Raw genomic sequence first — 17977 nt, 5'->3', positions numbered from 1 at the left:
CGATCCGGGCAGGAGCCGGTCCGTGCCGGCGTGGATCGTCGCTCATGAGTCCCGCCCGAATCATCATTCTCGCCGTCTCGGTCGTCGCCGGCCTCGCCGCGGCGGTCCTGATCAACCGGCCGTCGCGCCAGTCGGGGCCGTCGCAGGTCAAGTACGAGAAGGCGCCGACCGTCGAGGTGCTGGTCGCCGCGGCCGACATCCCGCTCGGCAACCGCGTCGCCGCCGGCGACATGCGCTGGATCGCCTGGCCGCTCGACAGCCTGCCCGAAGGCGTCATCCGCAAGCAGGACCTGCCGCAGGGCGAGGCCGAGTTCGTCGGCCAGGTTGCGCGCGCCCAGATCTTCGGAGCCGAGCCGATCCGCCGCGAGCGGCTGATCCGCACCGACGGCTCGGGCTTCCTCGCCGCGACGCTGCCGGCCGGCAAGCGCGCCATCGCCATCCCGACCGACGGGCGCGGCGCCAACACCGCCGGTGGCTTCATCCTGCCCAACGACCGCGTCGACGTGATCCTGACCACGCGAGACGAGAGCAACAACCGCCACGGCTCGCCCGCGAGCAGCGAGGCGATCGTCGCCAATGTCCGGGTGCTGGCGATCGGCCAGAACGTCCAGGACAAGAACGGCGAGAAGGTCGTGGTCGGCGAGACCGCGACGCTGGAGCTCGACGCCGCCCAGGTCGAGCTGATCACCCTGGCCCAGAAGAACGGCTCGCTCTCGCTGGCGCTGCGCAGCCTGCAGGACGCCGGCGAACAATCCGCGGGCGCCTCGGAGGGCGGCCTGACCCTCGTGCGCTACGGCGTCAGCAGCAAGGGCGTGAAGCCATGATCCCCGTCCGGTATCCGTCCCGGGCCACCCGCCTGCACGCGCTCGCCCTGCTGCCGCTCGCGGCGCTGCTGGTCGCGGCGCCGGCCACCGCCCAGCAGCGCGCGCCCGCGCCGGTGCTGAACGTCGGCAGCAGCGAGCACGCGATCTCGCGCCGCATCGACCTCTCGATCGGCCGCTCGATGATCGTCGAGCTGCCGCGCGACGCCAAGGAGGTCTTCGTCGCCAATCCCAAGGTGGCGAACGCCGTGGTGCGCTCGGCCCGCAAGCTCTTCGTGATCGGCATGGCCGACGGCGCGACCTCGATGTTCGTGCTCGACGGCGAGGGCCGCCAGATCACCGCGCTGGAGATCGAGGTCGGCCGCGACCTCAACGTGCTGCGCCAGACGCTGCGCACCGCGATGCCGCAGGCCCGCGTCGAGGTTAAGCCGGCCGGCAACTCGATCCTGCTGGTCGGCGAGGTCGCCAGCGCCTCCGAGGCGACGCAGGCCATGGACATCGCCAACGCCTTCGTCGGCGTCTCTGGCGAGGGCCAGAACGCCAGCAAGGGCTCGGTCATCAACTCGCTGACCATCCGCGGCCGCGACCAGGTGATGGTCAAGGTCGTGATCTCCGAGGTCTCGCGCAAGGCGATCAAGCAGCTCGGCATCAACTCGACCGGCGAATGGCGGCTCGGCAAGTTCAGCCTGACGCCGAGCATCGACAACCCGTTCCCGCTGCAGCCCCAGGCGCTCGCCGCTACTGCGATCGGCGCCGGCATCGGCAACACGACCAACCTGACGCTGCGCGCGCTCGAGCGCGCCGGCCTCGCCCGCGTGCTGGCCGAGCCGACGGTGACCGCGATTTCCGGCGAGAGCGCCAAGTTCATGGCCGGCGGCGAGATGCCGACGCCGAAGGGCGTCAACTGCAATGTCGACCAGCTCTCCGGCCGCAACAACTGCACGATCCAGCTGGAATACAAGCCGATCGGCGTCTCGCTGAACTTCACGCCGATCGTGATGTCGGAGAACCGCATCTCGATGCGGGTCGCCACCGAGGTCACCGAACTCGACTTCGAGAACCAGATCCGCCTGAACGACAACCTGAACGCGCCGGCCTTCCGCGTCCGCAAGTCGGACACGACGGTCGAGCTGCCGTCGGGCGGCACGCTCGCCACCGCCGGGCTGATCCAGCGGATCTCGCGCCAGTCGATCAACGGCCTGCCGGGGCTGATGAACATCCCGATCATCGGCACGCTGTTCCGCTCGCGCGACTACCAGCGCGAGGAGACCGAGCTGATGATCGCGGTGACGCCCTACATCGTTAAGCCGATGAATCCCGGCCAGGTGAATCGGCCGGATGACGGCTTCGTCGAGGCCCATGACGCCCAGGCGATCCTGATGGGCCGGCTCAACAAGATCTACGGTTCCACCAGCGGCGGGCCGGTGCCGCAGGCCTATCGCGGCCGCATCGGCTTCATCGCCGACTGACGAAGGGGCGTCCGGATGGATTTTCCGCGGGGAAGGACGGTCGTGAGCACACAGACCAGCATGGGGCTTCAGATCGTCGCCGCGCTCGCCGCGGCGCTCGCGCTCGGCGCCTGCGCCAAGGGCGACCTGGCCGAGGGCACCGCGCCCTTCGACACGCGCGAGCGCCATCCGATCGTGCTGCGCGACGCGCCGCAATCGCTCGACGTCTTCGTCGGCCGGGCCGGCTCCGGCCTCGATCCGCGCCAGGCCGACGACGTGACGCGCTTCGCCGGCGACTATCGCCGCAGCGGCCGCGGCGGCCTCGTCGCCGAGGTGCCGACCGGCACCGGGCGCGAGATGGCGGCGCGCGACACGCTCGACGGCATCCGCCGCTCGATCGCCCGTGCCGGGGTTTCGCCCGCGGCTCTGTCCGTCAGGACCTATCACGCCGCCGATCCCGGCCTCGCCGCGCCGATCCGGCTGACCTATGCCTCGCTGCAGGCGGGGCTGCCGCATGCCTGCGGGCAATGGCCGGAGGATGCGGGCGTCTCGAGCTACCGCACCGATTCCTCGAACTACCCGCTGTGGAATCTCGGCTGCGCCACCCAGGCCAATTTCGCGGCGCAGGTCGCCGACCCGCTCGACCTGTTGCGCGCCCGCAGCGAGGGCCGGCTCGACACCCAGAAGCGCATGGCGGCGATCACCCGCCTGCGCGAGGGCAAGGACCCCTCGACCGAGTACCGCCAGCAGCAGATGGCGATCAGCACCGCGGTCGGAGGCAAGTGATGGCCGAAGCCGCCAGACCGGAGCGCGAGCCGCCGGCCGAGGAGCCGATCGCGCCGCTGCCGCGCATCACGCTGCAGGCCTTCTGCGAGACGCCGGAGGTCGCCGGCACCATGCAGACGGTCGCCGCCGACCGGCGCATGGACAAGGCGCAGGCGCGCATCCAGATGGGCGGCCCGGCGGCCGCCGTCGAGGCCTTCCGCGGCGCGCCGACGCCCAATGTCATCGTGCTGGAGACCACCAGCGAGCCGACCGCGCTGGTCGCGCATCTGGAGGCGCTGGCCGAGAGCTGCGATTCCGGCACGAAGGTCGTGGTCATCGGCCATGTCAACGACGTGCAGCTCTATCGCGACCTGATCCGTCGCGGCGTCAGCGACTATCTGATCGCGCCGCTGGGCGTGCGCGACGTGCTGCGCACCCTGTCGGAACTCTATGCCAACCCGGCGACGCAATTGCTCGGGCGCAGCATCGCGGTGGTCGGCGCCAAGGGCGGCGTCGGTGCCTCGACGGTCGCCCACAACATCGCCTGGGCGATGGGCCGCGACCTCGACGCCTCGACCGCGATCGTCGATCTCGACATCGCCTTCGGCACCGCCGGGCTCGACTTCAACCAGGACCCGCCGCAGGGCATCGCGGAAGCGGTGTTCGCGCCCGACCGGCTCGACGCCAACATGCTCGACCGGCTGCTGTCGCGCTGCAGCGAGAACCTGACGCTGCTCGCCGCCCCGGCGATGCTCGACCGCACCATCGATCTCGACGAGGGTGCGCTCGACCTGCTGCTCGAGCTGCTGCGCGCCAGCGTGCCGACCATCGTGCTCGACGTGCCGCATGTCTGGAGCGCCTGGACGAAGCGCACCCTGATCGCCGCCGACGAGGTGGTGATCGTCGCCGCGCCCGAGCTCGCCTCGCTGCGCAACGCCAAGAACCTCTCCGACCTGCTGCGCGCCGCCAGGCCCAACGACGTGCCGCCGCGGCTGGTGCTGAACCAGGTCGGCCTGGCGCGGCGCCCGGAGATCGACGCCGGCGAATTCGCCAAGGCGCTCGGCAGCGAGGTCCTGGCCAGCATCCCCTTCGACGCCCAGCTCTTCGGCACCGCCGCCAATAACGGCCAGATGATCGCCGAGGTGCAGCCCGGCGGGAAGGTGGCCGAGAGCTTCGTGCAGATCGCCACCACCCTGACCGGGCGCGGCGAGGCCAGGCGCGGCAAGCGCAGCCTGTTCGAGCCGCTGGTCGCCCGGCTGAAGCGGCGGAAGGCCTGAGCGCGATGTTCGGCAAGCGACAGCCCCAGGCACCGCTCGCAGCCCCAACGGCGCCTGCCGCCCGGCCGGTGGCCGCACCGCCGCCGAGCGAGCCGCGGCGCCAGCAAGTGGCGGCCGCCGCGGTACCTGCCGCGCCGGTCCCGGTCGAGCCGGCGAAGTCCGACGACTACTACCTGATGAAGAGCATGATCTTCGGTGCTCTCATCGAGGCGATCGACCTGTCGCAGCTCGCCAAGCTCGACGGCGAGTCGGCCCGCGAGGAAATCCGCGACATCGTCAACGAGATCATCTCGCTGAAGAACGTCGTGCTCTCCATCGCCGAGCAGGAGGAGCTGCTCGACGACATCTGCAACGACGTGCTCGGCTACGGCCCGCTGGAGCCGCTGCTGGCCCGCGACGACATCGCCGACATCATGGTCAACGGCGCCGGCCGGACCTTCATCGAGACCGGCGGCAAGATCCAGCTGACCAATGTCCGCTTCCGCGACAATGCGCAGCTGATGAACATCTGCCAGCGCATCGTCAGCCAGGTCGGCCGCCGCGTCGACGAGAGCTCGCCGATCTGCGACGCGCGCCTCGCCGACGGCTCGCGCGTCAACGTCATCGCGCCGCCGCTGGCGATCGACGGGCCGGCGCTGACCATCCGCAAGTTCAAGAAGGACAAGCTGACGCTCGACCAGCTGGTGCGCTTCGGGGCGATCTCGCCGCCGGGCGCCGAGGTGCTGAAGATCATCGGCAAGGTGCGCTGTAACCTCGTCATCTCCGGCGGCACCGGCTCGGGCAAGACGACGCTGCTCAACTGCCTGACCAACTATATCGAGCATGACGAGCGGGTGATCACCTGCGAGGACGCGGCCGAGCTGCAATTGCAGCAGCCGCATGTGGTGCGGCTCGAGACCCGCCCGCCCAATCTCGAGGGCACCGGCGCGGTGACGATGCGCGACCTGGTCAAGAACTGCCTGCGCATGCGCCCCGAGCGGATCATCGTCGGCGAGGTGCGCGGACCCGAGGCATTCGACCTGCTCCAGGCGATGAACACCGGCCATGACGGCTCGATGGGCACGCTGCACGCCAACACGCCGCGCGAGTGCCTCAGCCGTATCGAATCGATGATCACCATGGGCGGCTTCACCCTGCCCTCGCGCACCATCCGCGAGATGATCTGCTCCTCGATCGACGTGATCATCCAGGCCCAGCGCATGCGCGACGGCTCGCGCCGCATCACCCACATCACCGAGGTGATGGGCATGGAGGGCGACGTGATCATCACCCAGGACCTGCTGACCTACGAGGTCACCGGCGAGGACGCCAACGGCAAGCTGATGGGCCGCCATCGCTCGACCGGCATCGGCCGGCCGCGCTTCTGGGAGCGCGCCCGCTACTATGGCGACGAGCAGCGCCTCGCCGCCGCCCTCGACGAGCTCGAGGCCCAGACCGAGCCCGGTCCGGGCTGAGGGCGAGGAGGATCGCCGCGCCATGGACCTCGGAGCGCTCGCCGCCGTCATCCTCGCCGCCGCCTCCGCGGCCGGCATCGTCTATGCGCTGCTCTATCCGCGGCTGAGCGGCCAGCTGCGCGCCGAGAAGCGCCGGCGCGAATACGCCTCGCCGGCGGCGATCCGCAGCCATGCCGAGCGCGAGGCGCAGAACCGGGCCAAGCGCGGCCAGGTGGCGCAGAGCCTCAAGGAGATCGACAACCGCGAGAAGGCCCGCCACAAGCTCACCCTCGAGGCGCGGCTGGAGCAGGCCGGGCTCGCCTGCACGCGCCGGCAGTACTGGATCGCCTGCGCCATCGCCGGCGTGGTGCTCGGCTTCCTGCTGCTGGCGGTCTCCGGCAACGGCGTCCTGGGACTGATCGGCGTGCTGGTCGGCGCCTTCGGCCTGCCGGCCTTCTATCTGGCGCGGCGGCGCAAGAAGCGGCTGCGGCTGTTCTCCAACGAATTCCCCAACGCGATCGACGTGATCGTGCGCGGCATCCGCTCCGGCCTGCCGCTGAACGACTGCCTGCGCATCATCGCCAACGAGGCGCAGGAGCCGGTGCGCGGCGAGTTCCGCGCCATCGTCGAGACCCAGGCGCTCGGCCTGCCGCTGACCGACGCCGCGGCGCGGCTGTTCACCCGCATGCCCTGCGCCGAGGCGAACTATTTCGGCATCGTGCTGGCGATCCAGCAGAAGACCGGCGGCAACCTGGCGGAGACGCTGTCCAACCTCTCCCGCGTCATCCGCGAGCGCCGCAAGATGCGCGACAAGATCGCCGCCGTCTCGATGGAGGCCAAGGCCTCGGCGGCGATCATCGGCTCGCTGCCGGTGGCGGTCTCGCTGCTCGTCTACCTGACCAGCCCCCGTTACATGGAAATCCTCTGGCTCAGCGACACCGGCCGCATCGCCATCGCCGCCGGGCTGGTCTGGATGGCGGTCGGCATCGCGGTGATGAAGAAAATGATCGACTTCGAGATCTGAGGAGCCGGAGATGATCACCTTCCTGATCGAGCGGCTGACCGATCCGCGCTTCCTGCTGGCGCTGGCCGGCGGCATCGCCGTCGCCGCCACCGTCTTCGCGGTCGCGACCCCGCTGGTCGAGGGCAACGCGCTCGGCAAGCGCATGAAGAGCGTCTCGGTCGAGCGCGACAAGATCCGGGCCCGCGAGCGCGAGCGCCTGTCGCGCCAGTCCGACCGGGTCTCGCTGCGCCAGGAGCCGAAGGAGTTCATGCGCAGCATCGTCGAGCGCTTCAAGCTCGGCGACTGGCTCGGCACCGAGACCGCCAAGAAGCAGCTCGCCATGGCGGGCTATCGCGGCCAGCAGGCCGAGATCGGCTTCCTGTTCTTCCGCCTGGTCGTGCCGATCGGCATGTTCCTGTTCGCGCTGTTCTACGTCTTCGTGATCGAGAGCTTCGGCCAGCCGGTGATCGTGCGCCTCGGCATCGTGCTGGCGGCGGCCTATGTCGGCATCAAGGCCCCCGAGATCTTCCTCGCCAACCAGATCTCCAAGCGCCAGCTCTCGATGCGCCGCGCCTTCCCCGACGCGCTCGACCTGCTGCTGATCTGCGTGGAATCGGGCATGTCGATCGAGCACGCCTTCCGCAAGGTCTCGACCGAGATCGGCAGCCAGTCGGTGGCGCTGGCCGAGGAGTTCGCCGTCTGCACCGCCGAGCTCTCCTATCTCTCGGAGCGACGCCAGGCCTATGAGAACCTCGCCATGCGCACCGGCTTCGAATCGGTGCGCTCGGTCTCGACCGCGCTGATCCAGGCCGAGCGCTACGGCACGCCGATCGGCAGCGCGCTGCGCACCCTGGCGCAGGAAAGCCGCGACCAGCGCATGATGGAGGCCGAGAAGAAGGCCGCCTCGCTGCCGCCGAAGCTGACCGTGCCGATGATCATCTTCTTCCTGCCGGTGCTGTTCGTGGTGATCATGACGCCGGCGGTGATCAAGCTGATGAGCTCGATGAAGTAGGCCACCGCCGCGCGCCGCGCGGACACGACAAAAAAGGGCGCGGTCCCCGAGGACCCCGCCCATATCGCTTCCAGCGCTTCCGCTTGATCCTCGAAGACGCGGCCTTTTCGCCCGGCGGCCGCCGGCGCGGACGACGCTTGGCCTTCAGCCGGCGGGGGCGGCCGGGACGGCGGCGCTGCGGGCCGGCTTGGCGCCCGTGCCCTTGCCCGCGCCGTTGGAGGCTCCCTTGCCGCCGCGCAGCATCTCCCAGCTGTTGGTCTGGCCCACCGTGCGGCGCAGATAGGCGATGGTGCTCTGCGCCTCGGCCGGGCTCATGTCGCGCTGCGCGACCTGCTCGGCCTCCTGGAAGCGGCCCTGCAGGCCGAGCACCAGCACGAGGTTCTGGCGCACGCGCATGTCGGCGCCCGGTGCCCCGGCAGCCTGGCGCAGCACGCGCTCGGCCTCCGGCAGCTGGCGCGACAGCGCCAGCGACAGGCCGAGATTGGACATCACCGTCGGCTCGTTCGGGGCGAAGCGCAGCGCGGTGGCGTAGATGCGCTGGGCGCGCTCGTGTTCGCCGAGCTGATCGGCGACCGTGCCCTGGGCCGAGAGCACCCGCCAGTCCGGCCGCTCCGGCGTATGGGCGCGGCCGAGCACCTCGTCGGCCTCCTTGAGCCGGCCGTTGTCGGCGAGCGAGCGGCCATAGGCGCCGAGCAGCTCGCGATCGTCGTTATGAGTGAGCACGGCGCCCTGCAGCACGGCGAGCGCCTGGGCGTTCTTGTCGAGGGCGCGCAGCGCGCGGGCATAGAAGAAGGCGGCGTCGCGGTTGCGGTTGTCGGCCTCGTAGCGCTTGCCCCATTGCGCCTCCTCGGCGCGCCACTGCTCGGGCGTGCGGGGCTGGGTCTGGCGGGCGGAGATCGAGCCGGTGACGTCGCCGGGGCCGCCGCGCATCTGGCAGGCGCCGAGCATCAGGCAGGCCAGCGAAACCGCGGCGAGCCGGGCGAACCGGGGGGAGGAAGCAGGCATGGTCATCGGCCGGAACGCCTCGACAAATCGCGGAAGCTGTTGCCGACGGTGATAAAACGTTAACCCTAACGGACTGTTAACCGGCCGGATTCGCCGGGCCTGCGGCACACCGAACCAAGCCTGACGCAAGACCCCGCGACGCCGCCGGAACCCGGAGCCAAACACGCCGTGCATCCCCTGCTTCTGCCCGCCGGCCACGCCGCCACGCCCGTCCACTGCGTCACCGCCGCCGGCTGGCCGGCCCTGGCCGCGACCCTGCCGCCGCCGGCGTCCGCCTTCGCACGGGCCCAGGGCTTCTCCGCCGCACCCGGCGCGCATGCGCTGCTGCCGGATGCGGCGGGCGGGCTCGCCGCGGTGGTGCTCGGCGTCGAGGAGGCGCGGCGGCGTCACGACCCGTTCGCGCCCGGGCGGCTCTCGGCCGTGCTGCCGCCCGGCGACTATGCGCTCGCCGGCGAGACCGGCGATCCGGCGCTGGCGGCGCTGGGCTGGCTGCTCTCGGCCTATCGCTTCGAGCGCTACCGCAAGCCGCAGCCGCGACAGGCGCGGCTCGTGCTGCCCGACGGCGTCGACGCCGCCGAGCTCGGCCGCATCGCCGCGGCGACGGCGCTCGGCCGCGACCTGGTCAACACCCCGGCCAGCGATCTCGGCCCGGCCGAGATCGAGGCGGCGATCCGCGATCTCGCGGACACCTTCGGCGCCGAGGTCGAGAGCGTGGTCGGCGACGACCTGCTGGCCGCCGGCTTCCCGATGGTGCACGCGGTCGGCCGCGCCTCGCCGCGGGCGCCGCGGCTGGTCTCGCTGCGCTGGGGCGCGCCCGACGCGCCGAAGGTGACGCTGGTCGGCAAGGGCGTCGCCTTCGACACCGGCGGGCTCAACCTCAAGACCGATGCCGGCATGCTGCTGATGAAGAAGGACATGGGCGGTGCGGCGGCTGCGATCGCCGCGGCGCGCATGATCATGGATGCCGGGCTGGCCTTGCGCCTGCGCCTGATCGTGCCGGCGGTGGAGAACGCGGTCTCCGGCGACGCCTTCCGCCCCGGCGACGTACTGGCGAGCCGCAAGGGCCTGAGCGTCGAGATCGGCAACACCGACGCCGAGGGCCGGCTGATCCTGGCCGACGCGCTGGCGCTGGCCGACGAGGAGGCGCCGGAGCTGCTGATCGACTATGCCACGCTCACCGGCGCGGCCCGCGTCGCGCTCGGCCCGCAGCTGCCGCCCTTCTACAGCGACGATGACGGGCTGGCGGCCGAGATCGCCCGGCTCGGCATGGCGGTGGCCGATCCGGTCTGGCGCATGCCGCTCTGGGCGCCCTACGACGCCATGCTCGACTCCAAGGTGGCCGATCTCAACCATGTCTCCGGCGGCGCCTTCGCCGGCTCGATCACCGCGGCGCTGTTCCTGCGCCGCTTCGTCGAGAAGGCCGGCTCCTATGCGCATTTCGACATCTATGGCTGGAATCCGGCGACGCGGCCCGGCCGGCCGGAGGGCGGCGAGTGCCAGGCGGCGCGGCTGACCTATGCGCTGGCGAAGCAGTTCTATCCGGCGCGTTAAGCCTGTCGGCGGGCAGAGGTTGCGGCGGCGGCCGCGCGGGATAATGATACGGCCCCGTAACGATCGGGGGCGGCGACCGCATGGCGCTGGAGATCAAGCCGTCGCAGGCGCTCAGGCTCTGGCATCAGGTCAATCTCGACCTGGTGCACGATGCGCAACCGGACCTCTCGGTCCGGCAGGTCGCGATCCTGCTGACCATCTATCTCGACCTGCCGCCGCATACGGTGCGCGGGCTGGCGGCGCGGCTCGGCGTGACCAAGCCGGTGATCACGCGCGCCCTCGACAGCATGGGCAAGCTCGGCCTGGTGACGCGCCGGCGCGACGAGAACGACCGGCGCAATGTGGTGATCCAGCGCACCGTCGCCGGCGCGCTCGCGGTCGAGCGGCTGGCCGACATGGTGACGCGCCGCGCCCGCGAGCAGGGCCCCGGCTGAGCGCGCCGGCGATTCCGTCCGGCGCCGCACCGCGCTAGGCTGGCGGCCATGAGCCCGATTCCCGACCGCCGCCTCACCCCCGCCCGGCCCGACCTCGCCGCCCGCCGCCTCGAGGGGCAGGTCGAAGCTGTGGCCTTCGCCGACCCGCTGCCGATGCGCGTCGTCACCGCCAGCGCGCCGCTGCGGCGCGAGCCGCGGCGCGACGCGGCGCTCGACACCGAGGCGCTGGCCGGCGAGGCGGTCGACGTCTACGAGCTGAACGAGGGCTGGGCCTGGGTCCAGCTCGCAGGTGACGGCTATGTCGGCTATCTGCCGGAGGCCTGCCTCGCCGGCGACGCGCCGGCGCCGAGCCATCGTGTCGCGGCGCTGCGCAGCTTCGTCTACCCCGGCCCCTCGATCAAACTGCCGCCGCTGGAGGCACTGTCGCTCGGCGCCGGCGTCGCGGTGAGCGGCGAGAGCGGCGAATTCTGGGTGACGGCGGGCGGCGGCCATGTCTTCAAGCCGCATCTGGCGGAGCGCCAAGTCCACGAGCCCGACTTCGTCGCGGTGGCCGAGCGTTTCCTCGACCTGCCCTATCTCTGGGGCGGCAAGACCAGCCTCGGCCTCGACTGCTCGGCGCTGGTGCAGCTTTCCATGGCGGCGGCGGGGCTCAGCGCGCCGCGCGATTCCGACCTGCAGGCGGCCGGGCTCGGCACGGCGGTCGACGCCTGCGACGGGCTGGAGGGGCTGGCGCGCGGCGATCTCGTCTTCTGGAAGGGCCATGTCGGGATCATGACCGACCCCGATACGCTGCTGCACGCCACCGCCTACACGATGAGCGTGATCTCAGAGCCGCTTCGCCCGGCGCGCGACCGCATCCTCGCCGGCGGCGGCGGGCCGGTGACCGCCATCCGCCGCCTGCCGGCGCGCGCGGCTCAGTAGCCGCGGGCCGGGTCGACCAGGTTCTGCAGGGGCTCGCCGGCCTCCAACCGCCGGATCTGCTGGGCGACCTGCGCCGCGATCGTCTCGGGTGCCGACATGGCGGCGTTGTGCGGCGTCACGGTCACCGCCGGATGGCGCCAGAGCGGCGAGTCCGAGGGCAGCGGCTCGGTCTCGAACACGTCGAGCACGGCGGAGCCGAGCTCGCCCGCCTCCAGCGCCGCCAGGATGTCGGCCTCGACCTGCAACCCGCCGCGGCCGGCATTGATCAGCGCCGGGCCGCCCGGCAGGCGGCCGTCGCGGGCGAGCCTGGCGAACATCGCCCGGTTGAGCATGCCGCGCGTCTCGGGCGTCAGCGGCAGCAGGCAGACCAGGATGTCGGTGCGGGCGAGGAACTGGTCGAGCCCCTCCTCGCCGGAGAAGGTGGCGAGCCCGGGAATCGTCTTGGGCGAGCGGCTCCAGCCGGCGACGTCGAAGCCGATCACTTTGAGCTTGCGCGCGGCGTCCTGGCCGAGCTCGCCCAGGCCGAGGATGCCGACGCGGATCTCGCGCGCCGCCGGCTGGTGGCGATCGTCCTCCCAGAGGCCGGCGTCCTGCTGCCGCGCATAGCGGCGCTGCTGGCGCAGCAGCATCAGGCAGTGCAGCACCACATACTCGCTCATCCGGAAGGTCAGGTCCGGGTCGACGATGCGCGCCAACGGCACGGCCGGCAGGCGGCTGTCGGCGAAGAGATGGTCGACACCGGCGCCGAGCGAGAAGATCGCCGCCAGGTTCGGCAGACCGGCGAGGCTGCCCTCGGGATGCTTCCAGCTCGCGACGTAATGCACGGCACGCCGGTCGAAGGGCTCGTCCAGCGTCACGATCGGCAGTTCGGGCAGCAGGGCCTGGAACCGGGCGCGCCAGTCCTCGACGTGCCAGACCGTCATCGCGACCAACAGACTCATGAGCGGGATCCTTCCTCGACCGGGATGATGAGCGGACCGCGCGTCACGGCGGTCTCGCCTCTGCGATAGGCGCGCTTCAGGCGGATGCGGGCCGCCTCGAAGCCGTCCTCGCTGCGGGCATGCACGATGCCGAGCGGGCGATCGGGGCCGACGCGCTCGCCGAGCCCGGCGAGCTGGACGATGCCGACCGCCGGGTCGATGCCGTCCTCTGGCCGGGTGCGGCCGCCGCCCAGCGCCACGACGGCGAGGCCGACCGCGCGGGTGTCGATCGCCTCGACATAACCGGGCCGGTCGGCGAAGACCGGGCGGATGATCGGCGCGGCGGCGAGATGGGCCTGCGGCCGCTTCAGCAGGTCGGCCGGGCCGCCGAGCGCCGCGATCATCGCGGCGAAGCGTTCCGCCGCCGCGCCGCTGTCGAAGGCGCGCTCGACCATGGCCACCGCCTCGGCCTCGCTCGCCGCCAGCCGGCCGAGCAGCAGCATCTGTGCCGAGAGCGCCACCGTGACGGCGTGGAAGCGCGGCTCGCGCCGCCGCCCGGTGAGATGGTCGAGCGCATAGGCGACCTCGAGCGCATTGCCCGCGGCCGAGGCCAGCGGCTCGTCCATGGCGGTCAACAGCGCCGTCGTCGGCAGCCCGGCGCCATTGGCGACCGAGACCAGCGCCGAAGCGAGCTCGGAGGCCCGTTCCAGCGGCGGTAGGAAGGCGCCCGAGCCGAACTTCACGTCCATGGCGAGGCCGTGCAGCCCGGCCGCCAGCTTCTTCGACAGGATCGATGAGGTCAGCAGCGGGATGGTCTCGACCGTCGCGGTGACGTCGCGGATGGCGTAGAGGCGCCGGTCGGCCGGGGCGAGGTCGGCCGTCTGGCCGATGATGGCGCAGCCCTGCTCGCGCACCACCCGGCGGAACAGCTCCAGCCCCGGCTGGGTGACATAGCCCGGCACCGCGTCGAGCTTGTCGAGCGTGCCGCCGGTATGGCCGAGCCCGCGGCCGGAGATCATCGGCACATAGCCGCCGCAGGCCGCGACCGCCGCGGCCAAAGGCAGCGAGACCGTGTCGCCGACGCCGCCGGTGGAATGCTTGTCGAGGGCGGGGCCGGGCAGGTCGCGCCAGTCGAGCACCGAGCCGGAATCGCGCATGGCGAGCGTCAGCGCCACGCGCTCCTCGGCGTCCATGTCGCGGAAGAAGATCGCCATGGCGAAGGCCGCGGCCTGGCCCTCGCTGACTGAGCCGTCGGTGAGGCCGCGCACCATCTGGCGGATGTCGCCGGGATGCAGCGACTGGCCGTCGCGCTTGGCGGCGATGATTTCCTGCGGCAGGCGCATCAATAGGCTCCGTGATCGCCGGTGGGAGGGGCGGCCGTGCCGATCGCGGCGACGAGCACGCCGTGAAGGCCGCTGGCGCCGAAGCGGAAGGTCACGGGCGAGGCCCAGCCCGGCCCCATCAGCGCGTCGGCCAGCTCCAGATAGCACGCCGCATCGGCGAGCGTGCGCAGGCCGCCCGAGGGCTTCAGCCCGACCGGCCGGCCGCTGGCGCGGATCTCCTCCAGCATGGTGCGGGCCGCCTCCGGCGTCGCGACGCTGCCCGACTTGCCGGTCGAGGTCTTGATGAAGTCGGCACCCGCCGCGATGGCGAGCCGGGCGGCGCGGCGCACCGCCGCCTGGTCGGGCAGGTCCCCGCTTTCGAGGATGACCTTGAGCCGGTGCGGGCCGCACTGCGCCTTCGCCTCGGCGACCATGGCGCGGGCGGAGGCCTCGTCGCCCGCCAGCAGGGCGCGCCAGGGCAGGACGAGGTCTATCTCGTCGGCCCCGTCGGCAAGCGCGGTCTCGATCGCGGCGAGGACGGGCGGGCGCTCGGCGCCGCCGGCGGGAAAGTTCACCACCGTGGCGATCGCGACCGGCCCGGCCGGCAGGGCCTGGCGCGCGGCGACGACGAAGCGCGGCCAGACGCAGATGGCGGCGACCGGGCCGGGCGCGGCGAGGCTACGTGCGCACAGCGCCCGCGTCGCCTGCGCCGTCGTGTCCTCGGCGAGGTCCGTCAGGTCGAGCAGGCGCAAAGCGCGCCTGGCGAGGGCGGCATCCGCCACGCCTCAGAGCTCCGACAGGAAGGCGCGCAGCACGCGGCGCAGCGCCGTCGAGGCGGTGGCGGCGACGTCGCGCGTCTCGCCATGGCTGGGCGCGCCGCCATGCAGGCCGGCGGCCATGTTGGTGACGATCGAGATCGCGGCGACGCGCAGGCCGTAGCGGCGCGCCATCAGCACCTCCGGCACGGTCGACATGCCGACGAGGTCGGCGCCCAGCGTCTTGGCCATGCGGATCTCGGCCGGGGTCTCGAAGCTCGGGCCGGAGAACCACATGTAGACGCCCTCGCCGAGATTGGCGCCGCAGGCCAGCGCCGCCTTGCGCAGCCGCGCCCGCAGATGCGGGTCGTAGGCGTCGATCATCGAGACGAAGCGGCCGTCGCCGGTGTCGCCGACCAGCGGATTCGGCCCGTTGAAATTGATGTGATCGGCGATCAGCGCCAGGCTGCCCGGGCGCAGATCCTGGCGCAGCGAGCCCGCCGCATTGGTGAGCAGCAGCGGCGGCGATCCGAACGCCTGCAGCATGCCGAGCGGCACGCGCATCGCCGCCGGATCGCCGGTCTCGTAGACATGGGCGCGGCCCTCGAAGAGCAGGACGCGCCGGCCGTGCATCGTGCCGCAGGAGACCTGCTTGGCATGGCCGGAGACCGCGCCGGCCGGGAAGCCCGGGATCTCGGAAAACGGCACCGAGACGGCATCGGCCATGTCGTCGACGATGCGGCCGAGCCCGGTGCCGAGCACGATGGCGCAGTCGACCCTGCCGGCGATGCCGCGCTCGGCCAGGAAGGCCGCCGCGCGCGTGAAGAGGGCGTCCGCCGCCATTGTCTGTTCCATCGGCGCGGAGGCCTCTCGCTGCGCGGGCGACAGGCCCGCAAATCACCGGCGCAAATTGGCCGGTCCGAACGAGGCTGGCAACAGCTGCTCCAGCGTGAAGCGGGCCCGCAACCCGTCCGGCCCGGCGACGAGGACCGGCGTCTGCGGTTCGGCGAATTCGCGGATGCGCTGGCGGCAGGCGCCGCAGGGCGTCACCAGCGCCTCACCCTCGCCCAGCACCAGCACCGCCCGGATCGCCCGGCCGCCGCCGGCGACCATGGCGGCGATCGCCCCGGCCTCGGCACAGTTGCCCACCGGATAGGCGGCGTTCTCGACATTGCAGCCGGCATGGACCGCGCCGTCCTCCGACAGCACCGCCGCCCCGACCCGGAAGCCGGAATAGGGCGCGTAGGCGCGCGCCTGCACCGCCTTCGCCGCCACGAACAGCCGGTCGAGATCGGCCTCGCTCACCGGATCGCCGCTCATGCCGCGCATGCCGAATCTGCCGTGAAGTCGTGCACCGCGAGCGCGCCCGCCGCGATCGCGGCCTGCGCCTTGTCGGCGGCCTCGCGCATCGGGGCGGTGACCACGCCCTTGTTCGCCTCGTCGAAGACCCAGCCGATAGCGCCCTCCTTGATCCCGTAGGAAACCGTTCCGGGGGTGAAGCGGCCCTCGCGCGCCGCCTCGAGCGAGAGCCTGAGCGCCACCTCGCCGCGGCGCAGCACCGAGGTCAGCACCCGGCCGGGCTGCAGCGCGTTCTGGTTGAGGCCGAAGCCGATGCCGAGCCGCCCGGCATCGGCGGCGGCGCGCAGCACGCCGATCCCGGTCTCGCCGGCGGCCTGGAAGATCACCTCGGCACCACGGTCGATCTGCGAGCGCGCCAGCACGGCGCCGCGCTGCGGATCGCTCCAGGCCCTGGCGCCGTCGCCGGCCATGTTCTGGAAGACCACCGCGTCCGGGCGGGCGGCGCGGGCGCCCTGCAGGAAGCCACAGGCGATCTGGCGCGTCTTCGGCCCGTCCATGCCGCCGACGAAGCCGACCTTGCCGCCGTCGGCCGCCATGCCGGCGAGCAGGCCGGCGAGATAGGCGCCCTCCTGGTCGCGGAACAGGATCGAGCGGAGATTGGCGCCCTCGGCCTGCGCGCCGACGAGGCCGAAGCTCAGCGCCGGGAACTCGCCCGCGACCTTGCCGAGCGCCTGAGCCTGGGCGGCGCCGACCGCGAGGATCGGCGAGTGCCCTTCCTGCGCCAGACGGCGCAGCGCCTGCTCGGCCTGGGCCGGATCGGTCTCGCCGACGACGCGCACCTGCTGGCCGGTCTCGGCGGTGTAGCGCGCCAGCGCCGCCTCCCCGCCCGCGACCAGCGAATGGTCGAGCCCGTCGCCCGGCCCGAACAGCACGGCCGGCACCGGAGCCGGAACCGGCGCGGGCGCCTCGGTATCGGCCGGGACGGGCGCCGGCTGCTGGGCGCGCAGGCCGGCGCCGGGCCAGGCCGTCGCCAGGGCGAGAAGGAGGAAAGCTGTCAGGCGCATGGCGTCATATCCCGGATATCGCCCTCCCTGGCGCGCGGGGCTCGAAGACCCCGCCGATGGCCGGCAAGCTCGCACGGCTTGGCGGCGAGACCAAGACGGCGGCCGCGGCGCGGCGCATTCCCCTTTGGCGCGCGATGGCTTAGCCTTGCGCCATGATGCTGAACGAGGACGAGATCGAGCGCTATGCGCGCCATCTGGTGCTGCCGGAGATCGGCGGGCCGGGGCAGGCGAAGCTGCGCCGGGCGCGGGTGCTGGTTGTCGGCGCCGGCGGGCTCGGCGCACCGCTGATCGCCTATCTCGCCGCCGCCGGCGTCGGCACGATCGGCATCGTCGACGACGACACGGTCGGCCTCTCCAACCTGCAGCGACAGGTGATCTTCCGCACCCGCGATGTCGGCCTGCCCAAGGCCTCGGCGGCGGGCGGCTTCGTCGAGCGGCTCAACCCGCATGTGAAGGTCGAGGAATATGCGACGCGGATCGACCCGCACAATGCCCGCGCGCTGGTCGCCTTCTACGACGTGGTCGCCGAGGGCTCGGACAATTTCGCGACGCGCTATGCGGTCTCCGATGCCTGCTTCCACGAACGCAAGCCGGCGGTGATGGCGGCGCTCGGCCGCTTCGACGGCTCGCTGACCACGATCCGCGCCCATGAGACCGGGCCGGACGGGAGCCCCAATCCGAGCTATCGCTGCCTGTTCCCGCAGGAGCCGCCGCCGGGCACGGTGGCGCCCTGCGCCGAGGCCGGGGTGCTCGGTGCGCTCGCCGGCACGGTGGGCTCGCTGATGGCGCTGGAGGTGATCCGCGCCATCACCGGCTTCGGCGAGCCGCTGGTCGGCCGGCTGCTGCTGGTCGATGCGCTGGCGATGCGCTTCGAAACGCTGCGCTATGGCTGGGATCCCGAGAATCCGCTGAGCGGGACCGGCGCGCCCGAGGCGCAGGCCGGCTAG

At 72.2% G+C, this 17977-nt stretch carries 18 protein-coding genes; 11 read left to right on the top strand and 7 right to left on the bottom strand.

The window, feature by feature from the left end:
* Nucleotides 1–44 precede the first annotated feature (44 nt).
* From cpaB to ABE438_RS19195, 7 genes are read left to right on the top strand one after another with little or no spacing between them, the layout of a single operon-like run.
* The gene (gene cpaB / locus ABE438_RS19225) at nt 45–824 is read left to right on the top strand and encodes a Flp pilus assembly protein CpaB (RefSeq protein WP_346504286.1); all 780 of its coding nucleotides are present in this window, start codon (nt 45–47) and stop codon (nt 822–824) included.
* Nucleotides 821–2290 carry a type II and III secretion system protein family protein gene (locus ABE438_RS19220; RefSeq protein ID WP_346504285.1) on the top strand — a complete coding sequence of 490 codons (1470 nt, stop codon included), beginning with the start codon at nt 821–823 and terminating at the stop codon, nt 2288–2290. The genes cpaB and ABE438_RS19220 overlap by 4 nt, the downstream gene beginning before the upstream one ends.
* Nucleotides 2291–2332: 42 nt before the next feature.
* Complete coding sequence (locus tag ABE438_RS19215; protein WP_346504284.1) at nt 2333–3055, top strand: CpaD family pilus assembly protein; 723 nt, start codon at nt 2333–2335, stop codon at nt 3053–3055.
* Nucleotides 3055–4311: a CpaE/TadZ family protein gene (locus ABE438_RS19210; RefSeq protein WP_346504283.1), complete on the top strand. Its 1257-nt coding sequence runs from the start codon at nt 3055–3057 to the stop codon at nt 4309–4311. Before ABE438_RS19215 ends, ABE438_RS19210 begins: the two co-directional genes overlap by 1 nt.
* A gap of 5 nt (nt 4312–4316) precedes the next feature.
* Nucleotides 4317–5765: a CpaF family protein gene (locus ABE438_RS19205; protein WP_346504282.1), complete on the top strand. Its 1449-nt coding sequence runs from the start codon at nt 4317–4319 to the stop codon at nt 5763–5765.
* A gap of 22 nt (nt 5766–5787) precedes the next feature.
* Entirely contained in the window at nt 5788–6768 is a 981-nt protein-coding gene (locus tag ABE438_RS19200) for a type II secretion system F family protein (RefSeq protein WP_346504281.1), read from the top strand.
* Between the two features lie 10 nt (nt 6769–6778).
* Nucleotides 6779–7759 (top strand): type II secretion system F family protein, encoded by a 981-nt coding sequence (locus tag ABE438_RS19195; protein ID WP_346504280.1) that lies wholly within the window; start codon nt 6779–6781, stop codon nt 7757–7759.
* A 144-nt stretch (nt 7760–7903) separates the two neighbouring features.
* Here the strand turns inward: ABE438_RS19195 and ABE438_RS19190 are convergent, their stop codons facing one another.
* Complete coding sequence (locus ABE438_RS19190; protein ID WP_346504279.1) at nt 7904–8770, bottom strand: tetratricopeptide repeat protein; 867 nt, start codon at nt 8768–8770, stop codon at nt 7904–7906.
* Between the two features lie 162 nt (nt 8771–8932).
* Here ABE438_RS19190 and ABE438_RS19185 point away from each other — a divergent pair, with 162 nt between their 5' ends.
* The 3 genes from ABE438_RS19185 to ABE438_RS19175 all read left to right on the top strand — a co-directional run bounded on the left by ABE438_RS19185 (nt 8933) and on the right by ABE438_RS19175 (nt 11670).
* Nucleotides 8933–10315 carry a leucyl aminopeptidase family protein gene (locus tag ABE438_RS19185; RefSeq protein ID WP_465248640.1) on the top strand — a complete coding sequence of 461 codons (1383 nt, stop codon included), beginning with the start codon at nt 8933–8935 and terminating at the stop codon, nt 10313–10315.
* 80 nt (nt 10316–10395) lie between these two features.
* Nucleotides 10396–10749 carry a MarR family winged helix-turn-helix transcriptional regulator gene (locus tag ABE438_RS19180; RefSeq protein WP_346504278.1) on the top strand — a complete coding sequence of 118 codons (354 nt, stop codon included), beginning with the start codon at nt 10396–10398 and terminating at the stop codon, nt 10747–10749.
* A gap of 48 nt (nt 10750–10797) precedes the next feature.
* Entirely contained in the window at nt 10798–11670 is an 873-nt protein-coding gene (locus tag ABE438_RS19175; protein WP_346504277.1) for a C40 family peptidase, read from the top strand.
* Here the strand turns inward: ABE438_RS19175 and ABE438_RS19170 are convergent.
* From ABE438_RS19170 to ABE438_RS19145, 6 genes are read right to left on the bottom strand one after another with little or no spacing between them, the layout of a single operon-like run.
* The gene (locus ABE438_RS19170; protein ID WP_346504276.1) at nt 11664–12611 is read right to left on the bottom strand and encodes a 2-hydroxyacid dehydrogenase; all 948 of its coding nucleotides are present in this window, start codon (nt 12609–12611) and stop codon (nt 11664–11666) included. The genes ABE438_RS19175 and ABE438_RS19170 overlap by 7 nt on opposite strands.
* Entirely contained in the window at nt 12608–13933 is a 1326-nt protein-coding gene (gene deoA / locus ABE438_RS19165) for a thymidine phosphorylase (protein WP_346504275.1), read from the bottom strand. Before deoA ends, ABE438_RS19170 begins: the two co-directional genes overlap by 4 nt.
* Nucleotides 13933–14694, bottom strand: coding sequence for a deoxyribose-phosphate aldolase (deoC, locus tag ABE438_RS19160; protein WP_346504274.1), 762 nt, complete (start codon nt 14692–14694; stop codon nt 13933–13935). The genes deoA and deoC overlap by 1 nt, the downstream gene beginning before the upstream one ends.
* Before the next feature lie 3 nt (nt 14695–14697).
* Nucleotides 14698–15510: a purine-nucleoside phosphorylase gene (locus ABE438_RS19155; protein ID WP_346504273.1), complete on the bottom strand. Its 813-nt coding sequence runs from the start codon at nt 15508–15510 to the stop codon at nt 14698–14700.
* 54 nt (nt 15511–15564) lie between these two features.
* Nucleotides 15565–15972: a cytidine deaminase gene (locus tag ABE438_RS19150; RefSeq protein WP_465248641.1), complete on the bottom strand. Its 408-nt coding sequence runs from the start codon at nt 15970–15972 to the stop codon at nt 15565–15567.
* 11 nt (nt 15973–15983) lie between these two features.
* Nucleotides 15984–17030 carry a BMP family ABC transporter substrate-binding protein gene (locus ABE438_RS19145; RefSeq protein ID WP_346504271.1) on the bottom strand — a complete coding sequence of 349 codons (1047 nt, stop codon included), beginning with the start codon at nt 17028–17030 and terminating at the stop codon, nt 15984–15986.
* Between the two features lie 152 nt (nt 17031–17182).
* On the opposite strand from ABE438_RS19145, the gene ABE438_RS19140 reads away from it, so the two are divergent.
* On the top strand, nt 17183–17977 hold the full coding sequence (locus ABE438_RS19140; RefSeq protein ID WP_346504270.1) for a HesA/MoeB/ThiF family protein: 795 nt from the start codon (nt 17183–17185) through the stop codon (nt 17975–17977).

Source organism: Allobosea sp. TWI1241, from assembly GCF_039673065.1.
Classification (GTDB): Bacteria; Pseudomonadota; Alphaproteobacteria; order Rhizobiales; family Beijerinckiaceae; genus Allobosea.
Note: the sequence above shows the minus strand (reverse complement) of the source record. Positions and strands in the feature narration are given on the sequence as shown.